General features: G+C 56.0%; 17 protein-coding genes. 7 read left to right on the top strand and 10 right to left on the bottom strand.

The window, feature by feature from the left end:
- Window positions 1–4: 4 nt before the first annotated feature.
- Window positions 5–2,389: a beta-N-acetylhexosaminidase gene (locus tag AC6I8W_RS02805; RefSeq protein WP_497836887.1), complete on the bottom strand. Its 2,385-nt coding sequence runs from the start codon at window positions 2,387–2,389 to the stop codon at window positions 5–7.
- Window positions 2,390–2,658: 269 nt separating this feature from the next.
- On the opposite strand from AC6I8W_RS02805, the gene nrdD reads away from it, so the two are divergent.
- Window positions 2,659–4,797, top strand: a complete 2,139-nt coding sequence (gene nrdD, locus AC6I8W_RS02800; RefSeq protein WP_497836886.1) for an anaerobic ribonucleoside-triphosphate reductase — start codon at window positions 2,659–2,661, stop codon at window positions 4,795–4,797.
- Window positions 4,794–5,360, top strand: coding sequence for an anaerobic ribonucleoside-triphosphate reductase-activating protein (nrdG, locus tag AC6I8W_RS02795; protein ID WP_497836885.1), 567 nt, complete (start codon window positions 4,794–4,796; stop codon window positions 5,358–5,360). The genes nrdD and nrdG overlap by 4 nt, the downstream gene beginning before the upstream one ends.
- Here nrdG and AC6I8W_RS02790 read toward each other — a convergent pair.
- Window positions 5,253–6,290: a permease gene (locus tag AC6I8W_RS02790; protein WP_497836884.1), complete on the bottom strand. Its 1,038-nt coding sequence runs from the start codon at window positions 6,288–6,290 to the stop codon at window positions 5,253–5,255. The genes nrdG and AC6I8W_RS02790 overlap by 108 nt on opposite strands.
- Before the next feature lie 155 nt (window positions 6,291–6,445).
- Entirely contained in the window at window positions 6,446–6,874 is a 429-nt protein-coding gene (locus AC6I8W_RS02785; RefSeq protein WP_497836883.1) for a YhbP family protein, read from the bottom strand.
- 100 nt (window positions 6,875–6,974) lie between these two features.
- On the opposite strand from AC6I8W_RS02785, the gene AC6I8W_RS02780 reads away from it, so the two are divergent.
- The gene (locus tag AC6I8W_RS02780) at window positions 6,975–7,262 is read left to right on the top strand and encodes a GIY-YIG nuclease family protein (protein ID WP_497838094.1); all 288 of its coding nucleotides are present in this window, start codon (window positions 6,975–6,977) and stop codon (window positions 7,260–7,262) included.
- Here AC6I8W_RS02780 and AC6I8W_RS02775 read toward each other — a convergent pair.
- Both AC6I8W_RS02775 and ubiT read right to left on the bottom strand, forming a co-directional pair.
- Complete coding sequence (locus AC6I8W_RS02775) at window positions 7,246–7,752, bottom strand: GNAT family N-acetyltransferase (RefSeq protein ID WP_497836882.1); 507 nt, start codon at window positions 7,750–7,752, stop codon at window positions 7,246–7,248. The genes AC6I8W_RS02780 and AC6I8W_RS02775 overlap by 17 nt on opposite strands.
- Window positions 7,746–8,273 carry a ubiquinone anaerobic biosynthesis accessory factor UbiT gene (ubiT, locus tag AC6I8W_RS02770; protein WP_497836881.1) on the bottom strand — a complete coding sequence of 176 codons (528 nt, stop codon included), beginning with the start codon at window positions 8,271–8,273 and terminating at the stop codon, window positions 7,746–7,748. The genes AC6I8W_RS02775 and ubiT overlap by 7 nt, the downstream gene beginning before the upstream one ends.
- 202 nt (window positions 8,274–8,475) lie before the next feature.
- Between ubiT and ubiU the strand changes: the two genes are divergently transcribed.
- The 3 genes from ubiU (at window position 8,476) to AC6I8W_RS02755 (ending at window position 11,496) form a co-directional block, all read left to right on the top strand.
- On the top strand, window positions 8,476–9,471 hold the full coding sequence (gene ubiU / locus AC6I8W_RS02765) for a ubiquinone anaerobic biosynthesis protein UbiU (protein ID WP_497836880.1): 996 nt from the start codon (window positions 8,476–8,478) through the stop codon (window positions 9,469–9,471).
- 9 nt (window positions 9,472–9,480) lie between these two features.
- On the top strand, window positions 9,481–10,368 hold the full coding sequence (locus tag AC6I8W_RS02760) for a U32 family peptidase (RefSeq protein WP_497836879.1): 888 nt from the start codon (window positions 9,481–9,483) through the stop codon (window positions 10,366–10,368).
- 117 nt (window positions 10,369–10,485) lie between these two features.
- Window positions 10,486–11,496: a luciferase-like monooxygenase gene (locus AC6I8W_RS02755; RefSeq protein ID WP_497836878.1), complete on the top strand. Its 1,011-nt coding sequence runs from the start codon at window positions 10,486–10,488 to the stop codon at window positions 11,494–11,496.
- Between the two features lie 3 nt (window positions 11,497–11,499).
- On the opposite strand, the gene AC6I8W_RS02750 is transcribed toward AC6I8W_RS02755, so the two are convergent.
- The gene (locus AC6I8W_RS02750) at window positions 11,500–12,414 is read right to left on the bottom strand and encodes an AraC family transcriptional regulator (protein ID WP_497836877.1); all 915 of its coding nucleotides are present in this window, start codon (window positions 12,412–12,414) and stop codon (window positions 11,500–11,502) included.
- Window positions 12,415–12,597: 183 nt separating this feature from the next.
- Here AC6I8W_RS02750 and AC6I8W_RS02745 point away from each other — a divergent pair, with 183 nt between their 5' ends.
- Window positions 12,598–13,344, top strand: coding sequence for an SDR family NAD(P)-dependent oxidoreductase (locus AC6I8W_RS02745; RefSeq protein ID WP_497836876.1), 747 nt, complete (start codon window positions 12,598–12,600; stop codon window positions 13,342–13,344).
- 58 nt (window positions 13,345–13,402) lie between these two features.
- Here the strand turns inward: AC6I8W_RS02745 and AC6I8W_RS02740 are convergent, their stop codons facing one another.
- The 4 genes from AC6I8W_RS02740 to pnp form a co-directional block, all read right to left on the bottom strand.
- Window positions 13,403–15,316, bottom strand: a complete 1,914-nt coding sequence (locus AC6I8W_RS02740) for a DEAD/DEAH family ATP-dependent RNA helicase (RefSeq protein ID WP_497836875.1) — start codon at window positions 15,314–15,316, stop codon at window positions 13,403–13,405.
- Window positions 15,317–15,332: 16 nt separating this feature from the next.
- A complete protein-coding gene (gene yrbN / locus AC6I8W_RS02735) occupies window positions 15,333–15,389 on the bottom strand; it encodes a protein YrbN (protein ID WP_100229640.1) in 57 nt (18 codons plus the stop codon).
- A 104-nt stretch (window positions 15,390–15,493) separates the two neighbouring features.
- Window positions 15,494–16,378, bottom strand: coding sequence for a lipoprotein NlpI (gene nlpI / locus AC6I8W_RS02730; protein ID WP_021185746.1), 885 nt, complete (start codon window positions 16,376–16,378; stop codon window positions 15,494–15,496).
- Window positions 16,379–16,630: 252 nt separating this feature from the next.
- On the bottom strand, window positions 16,631–18,769 hold the full coding sequence (gene pnp, locus AC6I8W_RS02725; RefSeq protein WP_497836874.1) for a polyribonucleotide nucleotidyltransferase: 2,139 nt from the start codon (window positions 18,767–18,769) through the stop codon (window positions 16,631–16,633).
- Between the last annotated feature and the right edge of the window lie 215 nt (window positions 18,770–18,984).

Here is an 18,984-nt window from a genome sequence, read left to right as displayed (position 1 = left end):
CTGGTTATTTGACAGAACGCAGTAGTTTTTCCAATGGGCGTACCAGAGCCAGCACCGTTTCGTCCTGCACCTGGGCGGCGGCATCCAGTTTCACCTGCATCTGCGCCACATCACCTGCGCCATACGCCTGATTGCGCTCCAGCGTCGCCACCAAATCCAGCCCCATGCGGCAAAGTACGGCAACTTGCTGTACCTGCGGTTGTAACGCATGCAGCTGATAGTTGTGCAATGTCAGCGGCATCACCCGATCGCTGTTACTCAGCCAGCGTTGTAATTGCTGGCGAATCACATTGGCTGCCTGGTGGTTGTCACGATTGGCGATCAACGCATCCACCTGCTTATCCAGCAAACGCACCGCTTCACTCTCAGCGGGCAGGACATCAGCCAGACGGTTCAGCGGTTCGAAATAATTGTAGTGACCCGCCTGAAACTTCAGATGCTGCCGTGTGTAATACTGCGCGGGTTCCAGCACCTCGCTCAGCACGCGCAACGGAGTGATGTCGGTGCTGTTCGCCAGACGCATCATCTGCACCTCCGCCTGCTGATGCTGTTGCAGCCCGACTGACACGGTACTCCAGCGGTCGATGGCGTTCAGCCGCTGGTACATGTTATCGCTGTCATTCACGTCAGCAGCGGACCACAGGCGCTCCGCCACCACAAAGGTTCGCGGCCACAGTTTGGTATCAATAATCTGGCTATTGACGTTTTCTGCCCATAGCGCCGCTTCCCCCCCTTGCAGGTTGTCTCGCAACTGCTGCGGGGTGGGCAGCGAGGGCGCAATACCCGCCGGTATTTGCGCCAGACGGCTGCCTTCAGTGGGATAACGCACATTGCCCACCAGCATATATCCGGTCAATTTGTTACCCGTCAACGTTACTACCGGCTGCACTTCCCCCATCCAGCTATCTACCCGGAACGTCACCTGGCCGGAAGACAGCCAGTCAACATGGTTCACCAGACGCCGCGCCTTACCGTTAAAGTCGATAAAACCCCGCCACCCCTCTTTGCCCTCAATCAGCGTGAAACTGCCCTTCACCGCGCTGCCTTTCAGACGTGGCAGGGTAAATTCCCAGCTCTGCGCCTGTTCATCTGCTTGTACCTGATCCTGGCCATTCAGCCCTTGCGGGAAAGGTTCGTTACGATAGTGGTAAGCCGCAGGCTGCGGCTGGTCGAGGTAGAAGCCGGTGGAGAGGATACCGCGATAGTCGTTTTTCACCACCTCACCCAGCGCATCCTGTCCCTGCCACGACTGGATCAGAATGCTGCGCGGCAGATCGGGATGATAGATTTCGTCCCAGCCCACCATCCGACGCTGGTGCGCTTCAAGAATTTTTTCCACCCGCTGATTAAACCAGGCCTGCAACGCATGGGCATCCTTTAATCCGTGATCGCGCATAAACTGCTGAATTCCTGGCGAATCATTCCACTGCGAAGGATCCACCTCATCACCGCCAATATGCAGATACGGATCCGGGAAGATCGCCGCCACCTCCCCCACCAGCGTATCGATAAACGTAAACACCTGTTCATTGCTCGGATCGAGCAACGGCTTAAATACCCCCCAACCGCGCTCCATTGCGTACGGCCCCGGTGCACTGATCAGCTCCGGCATCGCTACAGCGATCGCCGAGGCATGGCCTGGCAGATCGATTTCCGGGACGACGCGGACACCACGCTGCGTGGCGTATTGCACCACCTCACGCATCTGCTGCTGGGTGTAGTAGCGGCCATCGCTGGCTTTGTCCTGCAACTGCGGGTAGTGACTGGAAGCGAAACGCCAACCCTGATCATCAGTCAGATGCCAGTGAAAGACATTCATACGGGCCGCCGCGATGCCATCAATCTGACGTTTGAGGGTCTCCACCGGCATAAAATGACGTGCAGAATCGATCAACAAACCACGCCAGGCAAAACGCGGCTGATCATCAATGGTGACATAAGGGATCACCGTGCCGCTTTCGCTGTTCTCAATCAATTGCAACAACGTCTCCATACCCCGCATGGCACCGAAGCGCGTCTGCGCCTGCAGCAATACACCATCGCTGTCTACCACCAGATGATAGCTTTCGTCGCTGTCCGGCTGTGGTAAGGGATCTACCGCTTCCTTGATTTGCACACGGATGGTCGCCTTTTCATCCGTTGCATCCGATGGCAACAGCGGCCAGCCAGTTTGCCGCGCGATGCGCCTCAGCCAGCGCGTCTGCGCCCCTTCCAGATGGTCCCCCGATATGTGTAGCGTCAGTTGCGGAGTAAGCTGATAAGCACCGCCGCTACGGGGCAGCTCAATCTGTTGCGGCCAGGGCATCAGCGGCAGGTCGCCCGCCGGTGTCGCGAAAGCGGAAAAACTCAGGGACAAACAACAGGCAACCAGCGTTCGTTGCAGAGGCATGAAGGGCATCCTTGTGAAATATTGACGAACCAAATCGGGCAAAAGGCCCATTAAACCTGTTTCGCGTCGCACATCAAGTGGCGAAAACCGGAACTATGGGTGGGTTAAAACTTTTTCAGTTTAGTCAGCGTTGCCGATTGCGCGCCTTTCAAACTTCCTTATCGCTTCTTTGCGCCATATCAAAAACCCTGCAATTAATTCCCACGCAAACACCATATGTAGCGATTACACTTCGTAAAAATCACAACATGTAGTTTCATGGAGGGTAAATGGCAACGGTAGTGATTAAGCGTGATGGCTGCAAAGTTCCGTTCGATGCACAGCGTATCGCCAGCGCCGTACAGGCTGCGGCCAGTGCAGCGCAGGTGAACGATGCGGCCTGGTGTGCTCAGGTTGCGGCAGAAGTTGAACAGCAACTGGCGGCGCGCCATGAGGTAGATATCCGCGACATTCAATGTGCGGTAGAAGAAACGCTGATGAGCGGCCCGTGGCCGCAACTGGCGCGCGCCTATATTGAATATCGGCACGATCGCGATTTGGCACGCGAACAGCGCGGAAAACTGCACCATGCCATTCGTGGCCTGGTGGAACAAACCAATGCCGCCCTGCTGAACGAGAACGCGAACAAAGACAGTAAGGTGATCCCCACCCAGCGCGATTTGCTGGCAGGTATCGTCGCCAAACATTACGCGCAGCAGCAGATCCTGCCGCGCGATGTGGTGCTGGCGCACGAGCGTGGTGAGATCCACTACCACGATCTCGATTATTCGCCCTTCTTCCCGATGTTTAACTGCATGCTGATCGATCTGCGCGGCATGCTGACCAATGGTTTCAAAATGGGCAATGCCGAGATCGAACCGCCCAAATCGATCGCCACCGCTACCGCCGTCACCGCGCAGATCATCGCCCAGGTTGCCAGCCATATTTACGGTGGCACCACCATTAATCGCATCGATGAAGTGCTGGCACCCTTTGTCACCCTGAGCCTGGAAAAACATCGCGCAGTGGCACTCGAATGGCAGATCGCCGACCCCGAGGCTTATGCCCGCGCGCGTACCGAAAAAGAGTGCTACGACGCTTTCCAGTCGCTGGAATACGAAGTCAATACGTTGCATACCGCCAATGGACAAACGCCGTTTGTCACCTTTGGTTTTGGCCTCGGCACCGACTGGGCTGCACGGCTGATTCAGCAATCGATTCTGCGCAACCGTATTGCCGGGCTGGGCAAGAACCACAAAACTGCGGTGTTTCCGAAGCTGGTGTTTGCCATCCGTGAAGGGATCAATCGCCGCGCAGGCGATCTCAATTATGACATCAAGCAGCTGGCGCTGGAGTGCGCCAGCAAGCGGATGTACCCCGATATCCTCAATTACGACCAGGTGGTGCAAGTCACCGGTTCGTTTAAAACCCCGATGGGTTGTCGCAGCTTCCTTGGTGTCTACGAAGAGAATGGCAAACAAATCCACGAAGGACGCAATAACCTTGGCGTAATCAGCCTCAACCTGCCACGCATTGCCCTGGAAGCCAAAGGTGATGAAGCGCATTTCTGGTCGCTGCTGGATGAACGCCTGGCGCTGGCAAAACGTGCGCTGATGACCCGTATCGCCCGGCTGGAAAAAACCAAGGCACGCGTCGCGCCGATTCTGTATATGGAAGGTGCCTGCGGCGTGCGCCTGAAAGCCGATGACGATATTGGGCCGATTTTCCGCAATGGGCGAGCCTCCATCTCCCTCGGCTATATCGGCCTGCATGAAACCCTCAATGCGTTGAGCGGTAACGAAGTGCATCCGTATGACGCCGATTATCTGCGCGCTAAAGGGGTAGCGATCGTCACTCATCTACGCAACGCAGTTGATGCATGGAAGGCCGAGACCGGCTATGGCTTTAGCCTGTACAGCACCCCCAGTGAAAACCTGTGTGACCGTTTTTGCCGCCTTGATGCTGCCGAGTTTGGCGTGGTGCCAGGTGTCACCGACAAAGGTTATTACACCAACAGTTTCCATCTCGACGTCGAGAAGAAGGTCAATCCGTACGACAAAATCGACTTTGAAGCCCCTTACCCACCGATCGCTAGCGGCGGTTTTATCTGTTATGGCGAGTATCCCAATATCCAGCACAACCTCAGGGCGCTGGAAGATGTCTGGGATTACAGCTACGACCGCGTTCCCTACTACGGCACCAATACGCCGATTGATGAATGCTATGAATGCGGCTTCAGCGGCGAGTTCAGTTGCACCAGCAAAGGCTTTACCTGCCCGTGCTGCGGCAATCACGATCCGGCGCGGGTATCGGTGACGCGTCGCGTGTGCGGCTACCTCGGCAGCCCGGATGCGCGCCCGTTCAACGCCGGTAAACAGGAAGAGGTGCAGCGCCGCGTGAAACATCTGGATACGGGACAGCTGGGATGATGCATATCCATCGCTATTATGACGTTGATATCGTTAACGGGCCGGGCACGCGCTGCACGCTGTTTGTTGCGGGTTGCGAACACCAATGCCGCGGCTGCTACAACCAGAGCACCTGGCGGTTGGATTCCGGTGTGCCCTTCACGCTGGCGATGGAAGAACAGTTAATCGCCGATCTCAAGGATCGGCGCATTCCCCGCCAGGGATTGTCGCTCAGTGGCGGCGATCCGCTGCATCCTCATAATGTGCCGCACATCCGCCGCCTGGTGAAACGAGTACGACGCGAGTGCCCGGACAAGGATATCTGGCTGTGGACCGGCTACCAGTTAGCAGAGCTGAGCGCTGCCCAGCGGGAAGTGATCGCCGAAATCGACGTGTTGATTGATGGACGTTTTATCGAAGCGGAGAAAGATGCGCGGCTGCTGTGGCGCGGCAGCCGCAATCAGAACATCTGGTATTTACGCCAGCCACAGGGCGATCACGCCAACCAGCATCCCGCTGAAGGCTACGCCCAGCAAGGCTATCCACAAGGCGCGAGTCGGAAATGCCCGGTGCAACATCAATAATGAGGGGACGCTGACCGCAGGTAACGTCAGCAACAATGCCAGCGCGGGCGCGATGCCCATCCCCGCCAGCATCATAGTCTGCACAATCGGGATCTCTGCGGCGGTTGGGATGACAAACAGGCATCCCGCCACCGCCATCACCACCACCCAGAACAGCGTGTTACCCACCGCGCCATCCGCATGCGGGAACAGCCAGACGCGCGCGGCCCCCAGCAGCAGCACCGCCACCACGTACAGCGGGATGGTGTTCCAGAACAGCCGCCACAACACCCGCAGCCAACGCTGGAGGAAGGGTTCCTCCGGAGGAACTGCCGCCCTGGCCTCAAGGGCACCGACTTTTTGCGGTACGCTGCGTTGTACCAGCCAGGCAATACCCAACACCATGATGATCCCCGCCACCAGGCGAATCGCTGCAAACTGCCAGCCAAGGACAAAACCCATAAAAATCAGGGTGGCTGGGTTCAGCACCGGGTTTGCCAGCCAGAATGCCATCGCTGCGCCGCTGGAGACCTGCGACTGGCGTAACCCGGCAGTCACCGGAGCCGCACAACAGCTGCACATCATACCGGGTAATCCCAGCCCGGTGCCAACCAGCGCCGAGCCAAAACGGTTCTTGCCCATCAGACGCAGCAACCAGCTACGTGGGATCAGCACCTGCACCAGCGATCCCAGCAGCACGCCAAGCACCGCCGCTTTCCACACCGCCAGGAAATAAACCATCGCGTAATCCAGCGCGGCACGCCAGGGGGACGCATCCGCGTTAGCGAGAATCGATTTACCGATGGAGTGAGTCTCTGCCGCCGTGAAGGCTTTGCCGTAATACGGCTGCCATTTGACGTACCACAGGCCAATAATCACCACCAGCAGAAACAGCAGGGGCTTCCACCAGGCAAAACGCGTTACCGCAGCAGTTGAAGTGAGTTGAGTCATAGCAGGATTCCGTATTCAGACCGAATAACGAATGCCGTACCGGGAGCACGACGGATTAACCTTGTAGCGGCGCGATTTATCGCGCGTTTTTTTCCTGCAAGGTGCACGAAACCGCGCGATAAATCGCGCCGCTACGGATAGAGGGTAGCAAGCATTTAATCCTCGCGCTGCCAGACAATTTTCTTGCCAAATCCCAGCGCGTTATCCGTCATCTTCACCTCTTCCAGCACAATTTCCCATAGCGGGGCCGTGACAGCGCGCGCAATCGGGAAACGTTTCTGATAGGCATGACGCGCCTGCCGCTCGGCTTCATCACTCAGGCGCTGGATATGCCCACGATATTGCACGCCCTTAATCAGCAGCACGGTTTTAGGCTGGCCGTTGACAGTGCCAGCCACGCGTGGATTCGCCAACATCAGTTGACCATGACGGGTGTCTGGCTCGGTCATCAGCCAGAACACCATGCGGGATTCATCAAAAACATAAAAGCAGTTGGCGCACCAGAGATCGTCGCCGTCGGTCGCACACAGCGACAGCGCATGCTGTTTCTTCAGGTAGCGCATCAGATGGGAATGGTCGGACACAATCGAACTCCCTGGCAGGCCAGCGGCCTGTGCTGACCGATAGCGGCAACGCCTGATGCGCGCTACACTGCCTGCCAGCAATTTTTCTGAGGTTAGTCATATGGAGCAGGGCTGGCAGCTTTATATGCTGCAAACCGCCGCAGGCATGCTTTACACCGGCATCACAACGGATGTTAACCGGCGTTTACAGCAGCATCAGCAAGGACGCGGGGCGCGATCGCTACGCGGCAAAGGCCCGCTGACACTGGTATTTCACTGTGATGCTGGCGATCACGCCGCCGCATCACGGCTTGAGTACCAGGTAAAGCAGTTAAGCCGGGCGCAAAAGTTACAACTGGTCGCGCAACAACCGCTCAACCTGGCTGGCTGGTTTACGCAAAGCGATTGAAAGGCTCGGCAAAATCGATCTGCCCTTCGGCCCCGGCGAACGCATCGTCGGCCAGCTTGTACACCTGAAACGCCGCTTCCGAACCGGTCCAGCGACAATGTAAACCATGGCGCGCTGCCGGTTCAAAGCCAAAGGCATTGTAGTAAGCCGGGTCGCCCAGCACCACCACTGCGCTGTAACCAAATTCGTTCAGCGCATCCAGCCCTTCATACACCAGCTGTTTACCGATGCCCTGTTTACGTACGCTCTCATCCACCGCCAGCGGTGCCAGTGCCACCCAGCCACGATCCTCACCCTGCAAGGTCACCGGGCTAAATGCGGCATAACCCAGCACCTGGCCTTCATCATCGCTCGCCACCACGCCAAGGGTCAGCAAACCATCTTCACGCAACTGTTGTACCAGTTCCGCTTCGGCGGCGCTGGCAAAACAGCGCTTTAACAGGGTGTCGATGCTTGCGGCATCAACACCAATTTCAGTACGAATCAACATGAGATCCCCGCGCGCGACTCACTGGCCTTCGCGTCCTGTTTCAGTCCTGCCTCAACAAAGGCAGCCAGCTGCAGCAAACCCGTCCGCAACGGCGTGGGCATGGCATCCAGTTCAATGGCATCCATCAGGTTTTTCACCTCCAGTCCCAGCTCCGTGTCGCCTTCAATCACCAGGCGGCGTTGAAAGAACAACATGTCGGGGTCCGCTTTGCGTGCTGCCACCAGCAACAGATCGTTAGCTTCGCCGCGAAACCAGACATCGGCCTCAGCATCGCGCGAAACGGTCAGACGCCCGTCCTTTAGGGTGGTCATCCAGCGTAAATTGATATCGCTGATTTCGATCCCCAGGGAACGCCCTTCCAGAAAGTCTAACTCACCTTCAGCCAAAGCATGGCGAAATTGCCAGTTTAGGAGTTGTTGCAAAACGGCTTTTTTCAATGCGAAAGGGGTCAGTGAAACCGGTAAGGCTAGGAATTTTGGCCCTTTTTCAACAACCAGGCCACATAAGCGAGTAAACACCATCTGCACTCCCTTTAGAAAATTTTACCTATTCTGCCACAACCGTTTGGCTTCGCATCCACTGAGATCAAGGAATTCGCAGTCTGGTTGTGCGAAAAATCTGCACTCTGCATCACCATTGGCTGTTTCACTGCCTTAAATCAACATTCTGCGGCGAGGGCTTACCTACACTCAACGCCGTTCAGAACCTGGGGGAGGAAAATGTATGGAACTGCTGTGCCCGGCGGGGAATCTGCCTGCGCTGAAATCGGCGGTGGAGCATGGCGCCGACGCCGTTTATGTCGGCCTGAAAGACGACACCAATGCCCGCCACTTTGCTGGCCTTAATTTTACCGACAAAAAACTGGCTGAAGCGGCGCGCTATTTGCACCAGCATCGGCGCAAACTGCATGTGGCGATTAATACCTTTGCCCATCCCGATGGCATGAACCGCTGGCAGCAGGCGATTGATATTGCCGCCCAGAATGGCGCGGATGCGCTGATTCTCGCGGATATCGCCACGCTGGAATATGCAGCGAAGCACTATCCGCAGGTTGAACGCCATCTGTCGGTACAGGCTTCAGCCACCAATCTGGAAGCGATCCGTTTTTATCACCGCCATTTTCAGCTGCATCGCGTGGTGCTGCCACGCGTGCTGTCGCTGCATCAGGTGAAACAACTGGCGCGTGAAACGCCGGTGCCACTTGAAGTGTTCGCGTTTGGCAGCCTGTGCATCATGGCTGAAGGCCGTTGCTATCTCTCCTCATGGCTGACGGGGGAGTCGCCCAACAGCGCCGGAGCCTGCTCACCCGCCAAATTCGTGCGCTGGCAGCAGACACCAAATGGCATGGAATCACGCCTGAATGAAGTGTTGATTGACCGTTACGGTCCTGATGAGGGCGCCGGTTATCCCACTCTGTGTAAGGGGCGTTATGAAGTCGATGACCAGCGTTATCACGTGCTGGAAGAACCCACCAGCCTGAATACCCTGTCGCTGCTGCCGGACCTGCTGCGTGCCGGTATCGCTTCGGTGAAGATTGAGGGCCGCCAGCGCAGCCCGGCCTATGTGGCACAGGTGGCGAAAGTGTGGCGGCAGGCCATCGATCGTTGTGTCTCCGCACCGGAACAGTACACCGTGCAGGCCCCGTGGATGCAGGCGCTGGGGGAACTTTCTGAAGGTAGCCAGACCACGCTCGGCGCTTACCATCGCGACTGGCAGTAAGGAGTCAACATGAAATACGCAATCGGACCGGTGCTGTGGTACTGGCCCAGTGACAAGCTGGAAAACTTTTATCAGCGTACCGCGCAATCCAGCGCAGAAATTGTTTATCTGGGAGAAGCGGTATGCAGCAAACGTCGCGCCACCCCTTTCGCGCAATGGATGGAGATGGGGCGGGCGCTGGCACAGCACGGCAAGCAGGTGGTGATCAGTACCCTGGCGCTGCTGCAATCGCCATCGGAACTGAAGGAACTGCGTCGTTATGTGGAAAACGGCGAGTTCCTGATTGAAGCCAATGATATTGGCACCGTGAATATGGCGGCTGAACGCCAGTTGCCGTTTGTGGCTGGCCCGACGCTCAACGTCTACAACGCACAAACGCTGCAATTGTTGCTGAAAGAAGGTATGACGCGTTGGTGCATCCCGGTGGAGATGTCGCGCGACTGGCTGATCCAGCTGTTGCAGCAGTGCAATGCGGCTGGCGTACGCGACCGCTTTGAGGTGGAGGTGCTCGGTTACGGCCATCTGCCGCTGGCGTTATCGGCACGCTGCTTTACCGCCCGCTCGGAAAATCGCGCCAAAGACGATTGCCAGACCTGCTGCATTGACTATCCCAATGGCCGACGCGTGCTATCGCAGGAGGGGCAGCAGGTGTTCGTGCTCAATGGCATCCAGACCATGAGCGGCTACTGCTACAATCTCGGCAATGACCTGCCCGGTATGCATAACTGGGTCGACATTGTGCGTTTATCGCCACAGGATGAAAACACGCTGGAGGATGTGGATCGCTTCCGCGCCAACGAAGCCGGTGAAGCGCCCCTGATGGTAGCACGTGGCAGCGACAGCAACGGTTACTGGCGACGTCTCGCCGGAATGGTGCTGGATACGACGGACCGCTGAAAGGCACGTTCCGGCTATATTCCTGCGGTTATTAGCAGTTTTAATATGGGTACTGATGCGTAATACTGGATGGCGCAGGCTTGATGAACACCTGCGCCATACTTATTTGGAGTGCCCATGTCTGAGAAAAAACCTGTTCGCCTGTCCGTGCTGGATCTGGCTCCTATTCCACAGGGTTCAACGCCACGCGATGCGTTCCAGAATTCGCTGGCGTTGGCCCGTCAGGCTGAAGCCCTTGGCTTTCATCGCTACTGGTTAGCAGAGCACCACAATATGACCGGTATTGCCAGTGCGGCAACCTCGGTATTGATTGGCTATCTGGCTGCTAACACCGAAACCCTGCGGCTCGGCTCGGGTGGCATTATGTTGCCGAACCATTCACCGCTGGTCATTGCCGAACAGTTTGGCACCCTGGAATCGCTCTATCCGGGTCGTATTGATCTGGGTCTGGGTCGTGCGCCGGGTTCCGATCAGCGCACCATGCTGGCGCTGCGGCGTCATCTTTCAAGTGCGCAGGCCGATAGTTTCCCCGATGATGTCGTGGAGCTGATCAACTGGTTTGACGCCGAAGTCGGTGAATGCCCGCCGGTGCAACCGGTGCCTGGCCTGTGTTCAAAAATCCCGGTGTGGCTGCTGGGTTCCAGCCTCTACAGCGCCCAGCTGGCAGCACAGCTTGGCCTGCCATTTGCCTTCGCCTCGCATTTTGCCCCGGACCTGCTGTTCCAGGCATTGCAACTGTACCGCGAGAAGTTCCAGCCTTCAGCACGCCTGGCAAAACCTTACGCAATGGTATGCGTCAACGTCGTTGCCGCCGACAGCGAACGGGATGCGCGCTTCCTGTTCACCTCGATGCAGCAGCAGTTTATTAATCTGCGTCGTGGCAAGCCTGGCCCACTCCCGGCCCCGGTGGAGAATATGGACAATCTGTGGTCGCCGTCCGAGCAGTATGGCGTGCAACAGGCGCTGAGCATGTCGATCGTCGGGGATAGCGATAAAGTGCGTCACGGCCTCACAGCGTTGCTGCGTGAAACTCAGGCGGATGAAATCATGGTGAATGGCCAGATTTTCGATACGCAGGCACGTCTGCGCTCCTTCGCGCTCGCGATGGAAGCCGCCCGCTCGTTGTAACGGTTATTGCGGTGGGTACGCTTCCGCGCCCACCGCCATCTGACGAATATCCCGGCCCGGCGACTGGCCATAAAAGCGAGTGTATTCACGGCTGAACTGTGAAGCGCTTTGATACCCCACCCGATAGCCCGCCGTGCCAGCATCCAGTTTTTCCATCAACATCAAGCGCCGCGCTTCATTCAAACGTAACTGCTTTTGATACTGCATCGGCGTCATGGCGGTAACGGCTTTAAAATGATGGTGCAGCGACGAAATGCTCATCCCCACGTTGCTGGCCAATTTATCCATCTTCAGCGGCTGGTGAAAGTTTTCTCGCAGCCAGCGCGCCGCGCGCGCCACTTTGTTGCCCGGACGTTCCGCCAACGCCATATTCAGAATGCGCGGCCCTTCCGGCCCGGTCAGCAAACGATAGAAAATTTCCTGTTCAATCAACGGTGCCAGTGCCGCGATGTCCTGTGGCTGATCCAACAGTTCAATCAGGCGAATCACCGCATCCACTAACGGCGGGGCAACTTTATGTACCGTGATGCCGCGCTCATTCATCGCAGTCGTGCCAACCTGATGCAAGGGAAAATGCTCCAGATAGCGCATCAAACGTGTTTCATTGATAGCGATGCCGACGCCCAGATTGGGTTTCTCCTCCGTCGCCATCACCACGCAGGATTGCACCGCCATATCCAGCGTCACCAACAGCAAATCACCCGCACCGTAGTGCATCACATCATCGCCCATGCGCAGCGCCTTCTGTCCCTGCGCCACCAGCGCAAAGCTGGCCCAGGTAGCAACATGGGCCAGACTGGTTGGTCGTGAACTGCGGCCAAAAGAGAGAAAATCGATCGCACTGTGATGGCGGCCATCAGCCGGGGCGTGGCGAGCTATCATGGCAACCAGTTGCTGCCACTGTTCCTGATGAATCATGCGTTGAGCGCTCCGCGATGAGAAATCGTTAAGTCGTTATTCTAACCTGACGTTGTTGTTACGCCTTCTCCCTGAGACGGAGATTTGCAGGATCGTGCAAAAAGCTTGCAGGATTGCACTACCTATAGATTGTATGGACAGCGCATTCTTATGCTTCCCCGAAACCTCAGGTGGAGAGGCACAATGAAAGCACTTGAAGGCAAAATTGCGCTGGTTACGGGCGCGTCGAAAGGCATTGGTGCCGCTATCGCCATGACTTTCGCGGCGGCCGGCGCCCGGCTGGTAGTTAATTATCGTCAGGATGAAGTCGGTGCGGCTGACGTGGTCGCAGATATTCGCGCCATCGGTAGCGAGGCCATTGCCGTGCAAGCCGATATCTCACGTGAAGCCGATGTCACCCGACTCTTTGCGACCTGTATTGAGCAATTCGGCGCACCGGATATTGTCGTCAACAACGCAGGCATTTTTCATCATGGTGATTTTACCGCGCTAAGCGTCGTTGAGATGCAACAGCAGCTGAATGTAAATCTGCTCGGCACGCTGCTGGTTTGCCAGCGGGCGGCACAACATTTTCCGTCGCGCGGTGGCTGCATCATCAATCTGAGCGCGCTGAACAGTCAACGCAGCACGCCAGGTTCGGTGTTATGGGCTGCGACCAAAGGCGCAATTGATACCCTGACGCAGGGTCTGGCACGTGAACTTGGACCGCGCAATATCCGCGTCAATGCCCTGGCACCCGGCATTATCCTGACTGAAGGTTTGCTGGCAGCGAAGAAGATGCATCCGGAGTTGAAAGCACAGTTAATCGCGGCGACACCGCTGGGGCGTTTTGGCTTGCCGGAGGATGTGGCGCAGGTCGCGTTGTTCCTCGCCTCGGAGGAGTCTGCTTATGTCAGCGGTGAACGGGTTCTGATTGCTGGCGGCGTATAGTCGATAAGAAAAAAAATGGGACGCCAAGGCGTCCCATTTTGTTTTTAGCGTTTATCGCTTAGATGTCACGACGACGCGGTGCTGATGCGCCCGCTTCTTCGCGACGCGGGCCACGGCTACCTTCACGGCTGAAACGTCCGCCTTCACGACGCTCAGAAGAGAAGCGGCGGCCGCCTTCACGACCTTCACCACGCGGTGCGCCACCTTCACGGTTGCCACGACGCTCACCACCGAAGTCACGACCACCGCTACGACGCTCGCTGCGCTCACCACGTTCGTGTGGCTGTGCATCGCCCAGCAGCTGCATATTCATCGGTTTGTTGAGAATACGCGTGCGGGTGAAGTGTTGCAGAACTTCGCCCGGCATGCCTTTCGGCAGCTCGATAGTGGAGTGAGTACCAAACAGTTTGATGTTACCGATGTAACGGCTGCTGATGTCACCTTCGTTAGCGATCGCGCCCACGATATGACGAACTTCAACACCATCATCACGGCCCACTTCAATGCGGTACAGCTGCATTTCGCCAACATCACGACGCTCACGACGCGGACGATCACCATCACGGCTTTCGCGCGGGCCACGTGAATCACGTGAATCGCGGCTGTCACGACGATCATCACGATCGCGGAACTCACGACGCGGCGGACGCGGTGCATCAGCAGGTACGATCAGAGGACGCTCGCCCTGTGCCATTTTCAGCAGTGCCGCAGCCAGGGTTTCGATATCCAGATCTTCTTCCGGCTGCATTTTGCTCAACAGAGCACGGTACATTTCCAGATCGCTGCTTTCCAGCTGCTGCTGAACTTTCGCCGCGAATTTAGCCAGACGACGCTCACCCAGCAACTCGGCATTCGGCAGTTCAACTTCCGGAATGGTCAGTTTCATGGTGCGCTCGATGTTACGCAGCAGACGACGCTCACGGTTCTCAACGAACAGCAGCGCACGGCCTGCACGACCCGCACGGCCGGTACGGCCGATACGGTGAACGTAAGATTCTGCGTCCATCGGGATGTCATAGTTTACAACCAGGCTGATACGCTCAACGTCCAGACCACGGGCAGCAACGTCGGTCGCAATCAGGATGTCCAGACGACCATCTTTCAGACGCTCCAGCGTCTGCTCACGCAGTGCCTGGTTCATGTCACCGTTCAGCGCAGCGCTGTTGTAACCGCTGCGCTCCAGCGCTTCGGCCACTTCCAGCGTTGCATTTTTGGTACGTACGAAGATGATCGCAGCATCAAAGTCTTCTGCTTCAAGGAAACGTACCAGTGCGTCAGTTTTACGACCATAAGCGGTCCAGTAAGACTGAGAGATGTCCGGGCGAGTCGTCACGCTGGACTGAATACGCACTTCCTGCGGATCTTTCATGAAACGCTTGGTAATACGACGAATCGCTTCCGGCATAGTGGCAGAGAACAGAGCAGTCTGATGACCTTCCGGGATCTGCGCCATGATGGTTTCGACGTCTTCAATAAAGCCCATGCGCAGCATTTCGTCGGCTTCGTCCAGCACCAGACCACGCAGGTTTGACAAATCAAGCGTACCGCGTTTCAGGTGGTCGAGCAGACGACCCGGTGTGCCCACCACAATTTGTGGGCCCTGACGCAGGGCACGCAGCTGTACGTCATAACGCTGACCGCCGTACAGGGCCAGAACGTTTACGCCACGCATATGTTTGGAGAATTCAGTTGCTGCTTCAGCAACCTGCACCGCCAGCTCACGGGTCGGTGCCAGCACCAGAATCTGCGGTGCTTTCAAATTTGGATCAATGTTATTCAGCAGCGGCAGAGAAAATGCCGCGGTTTTGCCACTACCGGTCTGTGCCATACCCAGCACGTCACGGCCAGCCAGCAGGTGCGGAATGCACTCAGCCTGGATCGGTGACGGCTTGACGTATCCCATGTCGTTAAGAGCAGACAGGATGGATTCGTTCAGGCCCAGATCAGCAAAAGTGGTTTGAATATCAGTCATGTAGTACACGTGCCTCTTAGATTGCGGCGGCCAGTCTACATAACTCGTCATGAAAATTTTCAGTCATTTTCATCGAAAAGTGTGAACCGGCTCAAATTAGAAGTTTTGACGAACAGAAAAGCCCTCACCCCGAAAGATGATGAATTTACGGATATTCGGGCAATAAAAGTTCGTCAGCTATTGCTGGTCAGATTCTGATAAATCGTCTTGTGCCTGGCCGAGTTGCGCCAGTTCCAACAATGCGTATCGGTGTTCAACAAAGTTGTTAACGTTGTTGGCGACCGCCAGTTTGAACAACGCTTTCGCGTCGTCCTTCTCCCCCAGACTTAGGTAGTACTTACCTAAATAGAAGTTGGTTTCACTGAGATGTTCAGCGAGCGAGGTGTTATCCGTTGCGTCCGCCTTGAGACGTTCCATCAATGTTTTTTCACTGATGTCGCCCAGGTAGAACTCGACAATATTCCATCCCCATTGATCCCGGACCGCTTTGTCGTAACGCTGTTTTAGCGAAACTTTTGCTTTGTCGACATCCATCTCGCGTTCAACGAGGTAGAGCCACAGGCTGCGGAATGGATCATTAGGATCGTCTTGATAAAACGCCAGCAGATCATCTTGCGCTAACTTGTATCGACCGCCGTAATAGAGGGCGATACCACGGTTTAAATGCGCATAATTGTAAGTTGGATCAAGCTCAAGTACAGAATCAAACGCTTCATAGGCAGCATCAAAATTGCCTGCCTGCGTTAAATATATGCCGAGATAGTTAAACACCTCAGGCATATCCGGTCTGATAGACAGCGCTTGCGAAAAATCGTTCCGCGCTAATGCTCTCAGACCTAAGCTATCATACAACACTCCACGCTCATATAATAGCTGTGCGCGTTCATCATCGGTCAGGGCGCGACTGGCAAGAATTTGTTCCATTCGCGCCAAAATCACTTCCTGCTGCAGTGTGGGCTGCAAAGGTACTGCCAGAACTTCGTTCTTACGCCAATTGGAGTTGCTGCATCCTGCCAGCGTCAAAGCTGTCGCAACAAAACACCAGCGCAAAAAAGGCTTCATTTCCCACTCCCGAATACAAACATTGGGATAACCATCCTGTCATCCGCCTGCTATGCACAAGGATTCCCGCCCTCGCGATGATACCCTTCATCATTCAAATTGCAGGTGTGTTGGCTGCGCTATCTCACCCCAGTCACTTACGAGAGTAAGCACCCGAGGATTCACTCACTTGCCGCCTTCCTGCAACTCGAATTATTTAGGGTATACAAACACCTTTCCCTGCCATGCAGGGAAAGGCTAATCAGGAAACGCTTATTCGGCGTCAGGTGCATCGGTCGCAGCGGTGGTATCGATCGCTTGCGGTTTCTGCTCTGTCGCTTCTTTGATGCTCAGACGTACACGGCCCTGACGGTCCACTTCCAGCACTTTAACCGGAACTTCCTGGCCCATCTGCAGATAGTCAGTCACCTTCTCAACACGCTTATCAGCGATTTGAGAGATATGTACCAGACCTTCTTTGCCGCCGCCAATCGCAACGAAGGCACCGAAATCAACGATACGAGTCACTTTACCGGTGTAAATGCGGCCCACTTCGATCTCTGCGGTGATCTCTTCGATACGACGGATAGCTTCTTTCGCTTTCAGACCATCGGTCGCGGCGATCTTCACGGTGCCATCATCTTCGATTTCGATGGTGGTGCCGGTTTCTTCGGTCAGCGCACGGATGACAGAACCGCCTTTACCGATCACATCTTTGATCTTGTCGGAATTGATCTTGATGGTGTAAATACGCGGTGCGAATTCAGAGATTTCCTGACGCGGTGTGCTGATTGCTTGTTCCATCACGCTCAGGATATGCAGACGCGCACCCTTAGCCTGGTTCAGAGCAACCTGCATGATCTCGCGGGTGATTCCTTCGATTTTGATATCCATCTGCAGCGCGGTAATACCGTCACGGCTACCGGCCACTTTGAAGTCCATGTCGCCGAGGTGATCTTCATCACCCAGGATGTCAGACAGAACCACAAATTTTTCGTCTTCTTTAACCAGACCCATCGCGATACCGGCGACGGCAGCTTTGATCGGCACACCCGCATCCATCAGCGCCAGAGAAGCGCCACACACGGAAGCCATAGAAGAGGAACCGTTTGATTCGGTGATTTCAGATACCACACGTACGGTGTACGGGAAATCTTCCTGCTTCGGCATCACCGCCAGCACGCCGCGTTTCGCCAAACGACCGTGACCAATTTCACGACGCTTCGGCGAACCGACCATACCGGTCTCACCCACCGAATACGGAGGGAAGTTGTAGTGGAACAGGAAGCTGTCGGTACGTTCACCCATCAGCTCGTCCAGGTTTTGCGCATCACGAGCAGTACCCAGAGTCGCAGCAACCAGCGCCTGAGTTTCACCACGGGTGAACAGAGAAGAACCGTGGGTACGCGGCAGCACGCCAGTGCGCACGTCCAGACCACGAATCATATCTTTTTCACGGCCATCGATACGCGGTTCGCCGTTCAGAATACGGGTACGTACTACGTTCTTTTCCAGGCTGTGCACGATGTCGCCGATTTCAGCGTCATCCAGCGTTTCGTCTTCAGCCAGCAGCGCAGCAATGGTTTCGTCTTTGATAACGCCAACCTGAGCATAACGTTCCTGCTTATCCGTGATGCGGTAAGCATCGCTGATACGTGCTTCAGCCAGTGCTGCAACGCGCGCAATCAGCGCATCGTTAGCCGGCTCTGCCTGCCAGTCCCAACGCGGTTTACCCGCTTCAGCCACCAGAGCGTTGATGTTTTCGATAACCACCTGCTGCTGGTCGTGACCGAATACTACCGCACCCAGCATCTGATCTTCAGTCAGGATGTCGGCTTCAGATTCCACCATCAGCACGGCGTTTTGCGTACCTGCAACCACCAGATCCAGACGAGACTGTTTGACTTCGTCAGCCGTCGGGTTCAGTACGTATTGATCGTTGATGTAACCAACGCGCGCAGCGCCGATCGGGCCGTTGAACGGGATACCCGACAACGACAGTGCCGCAGAGGCACCGATCATCGCGACGATGTCCGGGTTAACCTGCGGGTTAACAGACACAACGGTAGCGATAACCTGAACTTCGTTAACGAAACCTTCCGGGAACAGCGGACGAACCGGGCGGTCAATCAGACGCGCAATCAGGGTTTCGCCTTCGCTCGGGCGGCCTTCACGACGGAAGAAGCTCCCCGGAATACGGCCAGCAGCGTAAGTACGCTCCTGATAGTTAACAGTCAGAGGGAAGAAATCCTGACCTGCTTTAGCTTTTTTCTGGCCAACAACGGTTACGAAAACCGCGGTGTCGTCCATGCTTACCATCACAGCAGCGGTGGCCTGGCGTGCCATCATGCCAGTTTCCAGCGTGACGGTATGCTGACCATATTGGAATTTGCGTACGATCGGGTTCAGCAAAATTAAAGTCCTTAACGTCGAGGCAGACCCATCTCAGGCCCGCCGGGGATTACCGATCTTCAGCTGCATCCTCGCGACTAATGACAACCTTTAACCGCCCTTGCGGTAAAGCCTCTCATTAGCCGCGCGAACCTCTGCAAGCGAAGATCACTCTCAGCAACAATACATGAGTTTGGACCGGATTGCTGCCGATTGCTCGAAAAAAGGGGCCATAA

The sequence above is a fragment of the Pantoea sp. X-Soil-TKNS-1211 genome (assembly GCF_059730495.1).
Note: the sequence above shows the minus strand (reverse complement) of the source record. Positions and strands in the feature narration are given on the sequence as shown.

Coding starts and splice junctions, on each gene's coding strand:
- ubiT (WP_497836881.1), bottom strand. CDS start 8,273: ATGGTGTTTACTCGCTTATGTGGCCTGGTTGTTGAAAAAGGGCCAAAA.
- AC6I8W_RS02750 (WP_497836877.1), bottom strand. CDS start 12,414: ATGATTCATCAGGAACAGTGGCAGCAACTGGTTGCCATGATAGCTCGC.
- AC6I8W_RS02760 (WP_497836879.1), top strand. CDS start 9,481: ATGAAATACGCAATCGGACCGGTGCTGTGGTACTGGCCCAGTGACAAG.
- ubiU (WP_497836880.1), top strand. CDS start 8,476: ATGGAACTGCTGTGCCCGGCGGGGAATCTGCCTGCGCTGAAATCGGCG.
- nrdG (WP_497836885.1), top strand. CDS start 4,794: ATGATGCATATCCATCGCTATTATGACGTTGATATCGTTAACGGGCCG.
- AC6I8W_RS02775 (WP_497836882.1), bottom strand. CDS start 7,752: ATGTTGATTCGTACTGAAATTGGTGTTGATGCCGCAAGCATCGACACC.
- nrdD (WP_497836886.1), top strand. CDS start 2,659: ATGGCAACGGTAGTGATTAAGCGTGATGGCTGCAAAGTTCCGTTCGAT.
- AC6I8W_RS02740 (WP_497836875.1), bottom strand. CDS start 15,316: ATGACTGATATTCAAACCACTTTTGCTGATCTGGGCCTGAACGAATCC.
- AC6I8W_RS02780 (WP_497838094.1), top strand. CDS start 6,975: ATGGAGCAGGGCTGGCAGCTTTATATGCTGCAAACCGCCGCAGGCATG.
- AC6I8W_RS02790 (WP_497836884.1), bottom strand. CDS start 6,290: ATGACTCAACTCACTTCAACTGCTGCGGTAACGCGTTTTGCCTGGTGG.
- AC6I8W_RS02805 (WP_497836887.1), bottom strand. CDS start 2,389: ATGCCTCTGCAACGAACGCTGGTTGCCTGTTGTTTGTCCCTGAGTTTT.
- AC6I8W_RS02755 (WP_497836878.1), top strand. CDS start 10,486: ATGTCTGAGAAAAAACCTGTTCGCCTGTCCGTGCTGGATCTGGCTCCT.
- AC6I8W_RS02745 (WP_497836876.1), top strand. CDS start 12,598: ATGAAAGCACTTGAAGGCAAAATTGCGCTGGTTACGGGCGCGTCGAAA.
- nlpI (WP_021185746.1), bottom strand. CDS start 16,378: ATGAAGCCTTTTTTGCGCTGGTGTTTTGTTGCGACAGCTTTGACGCTG.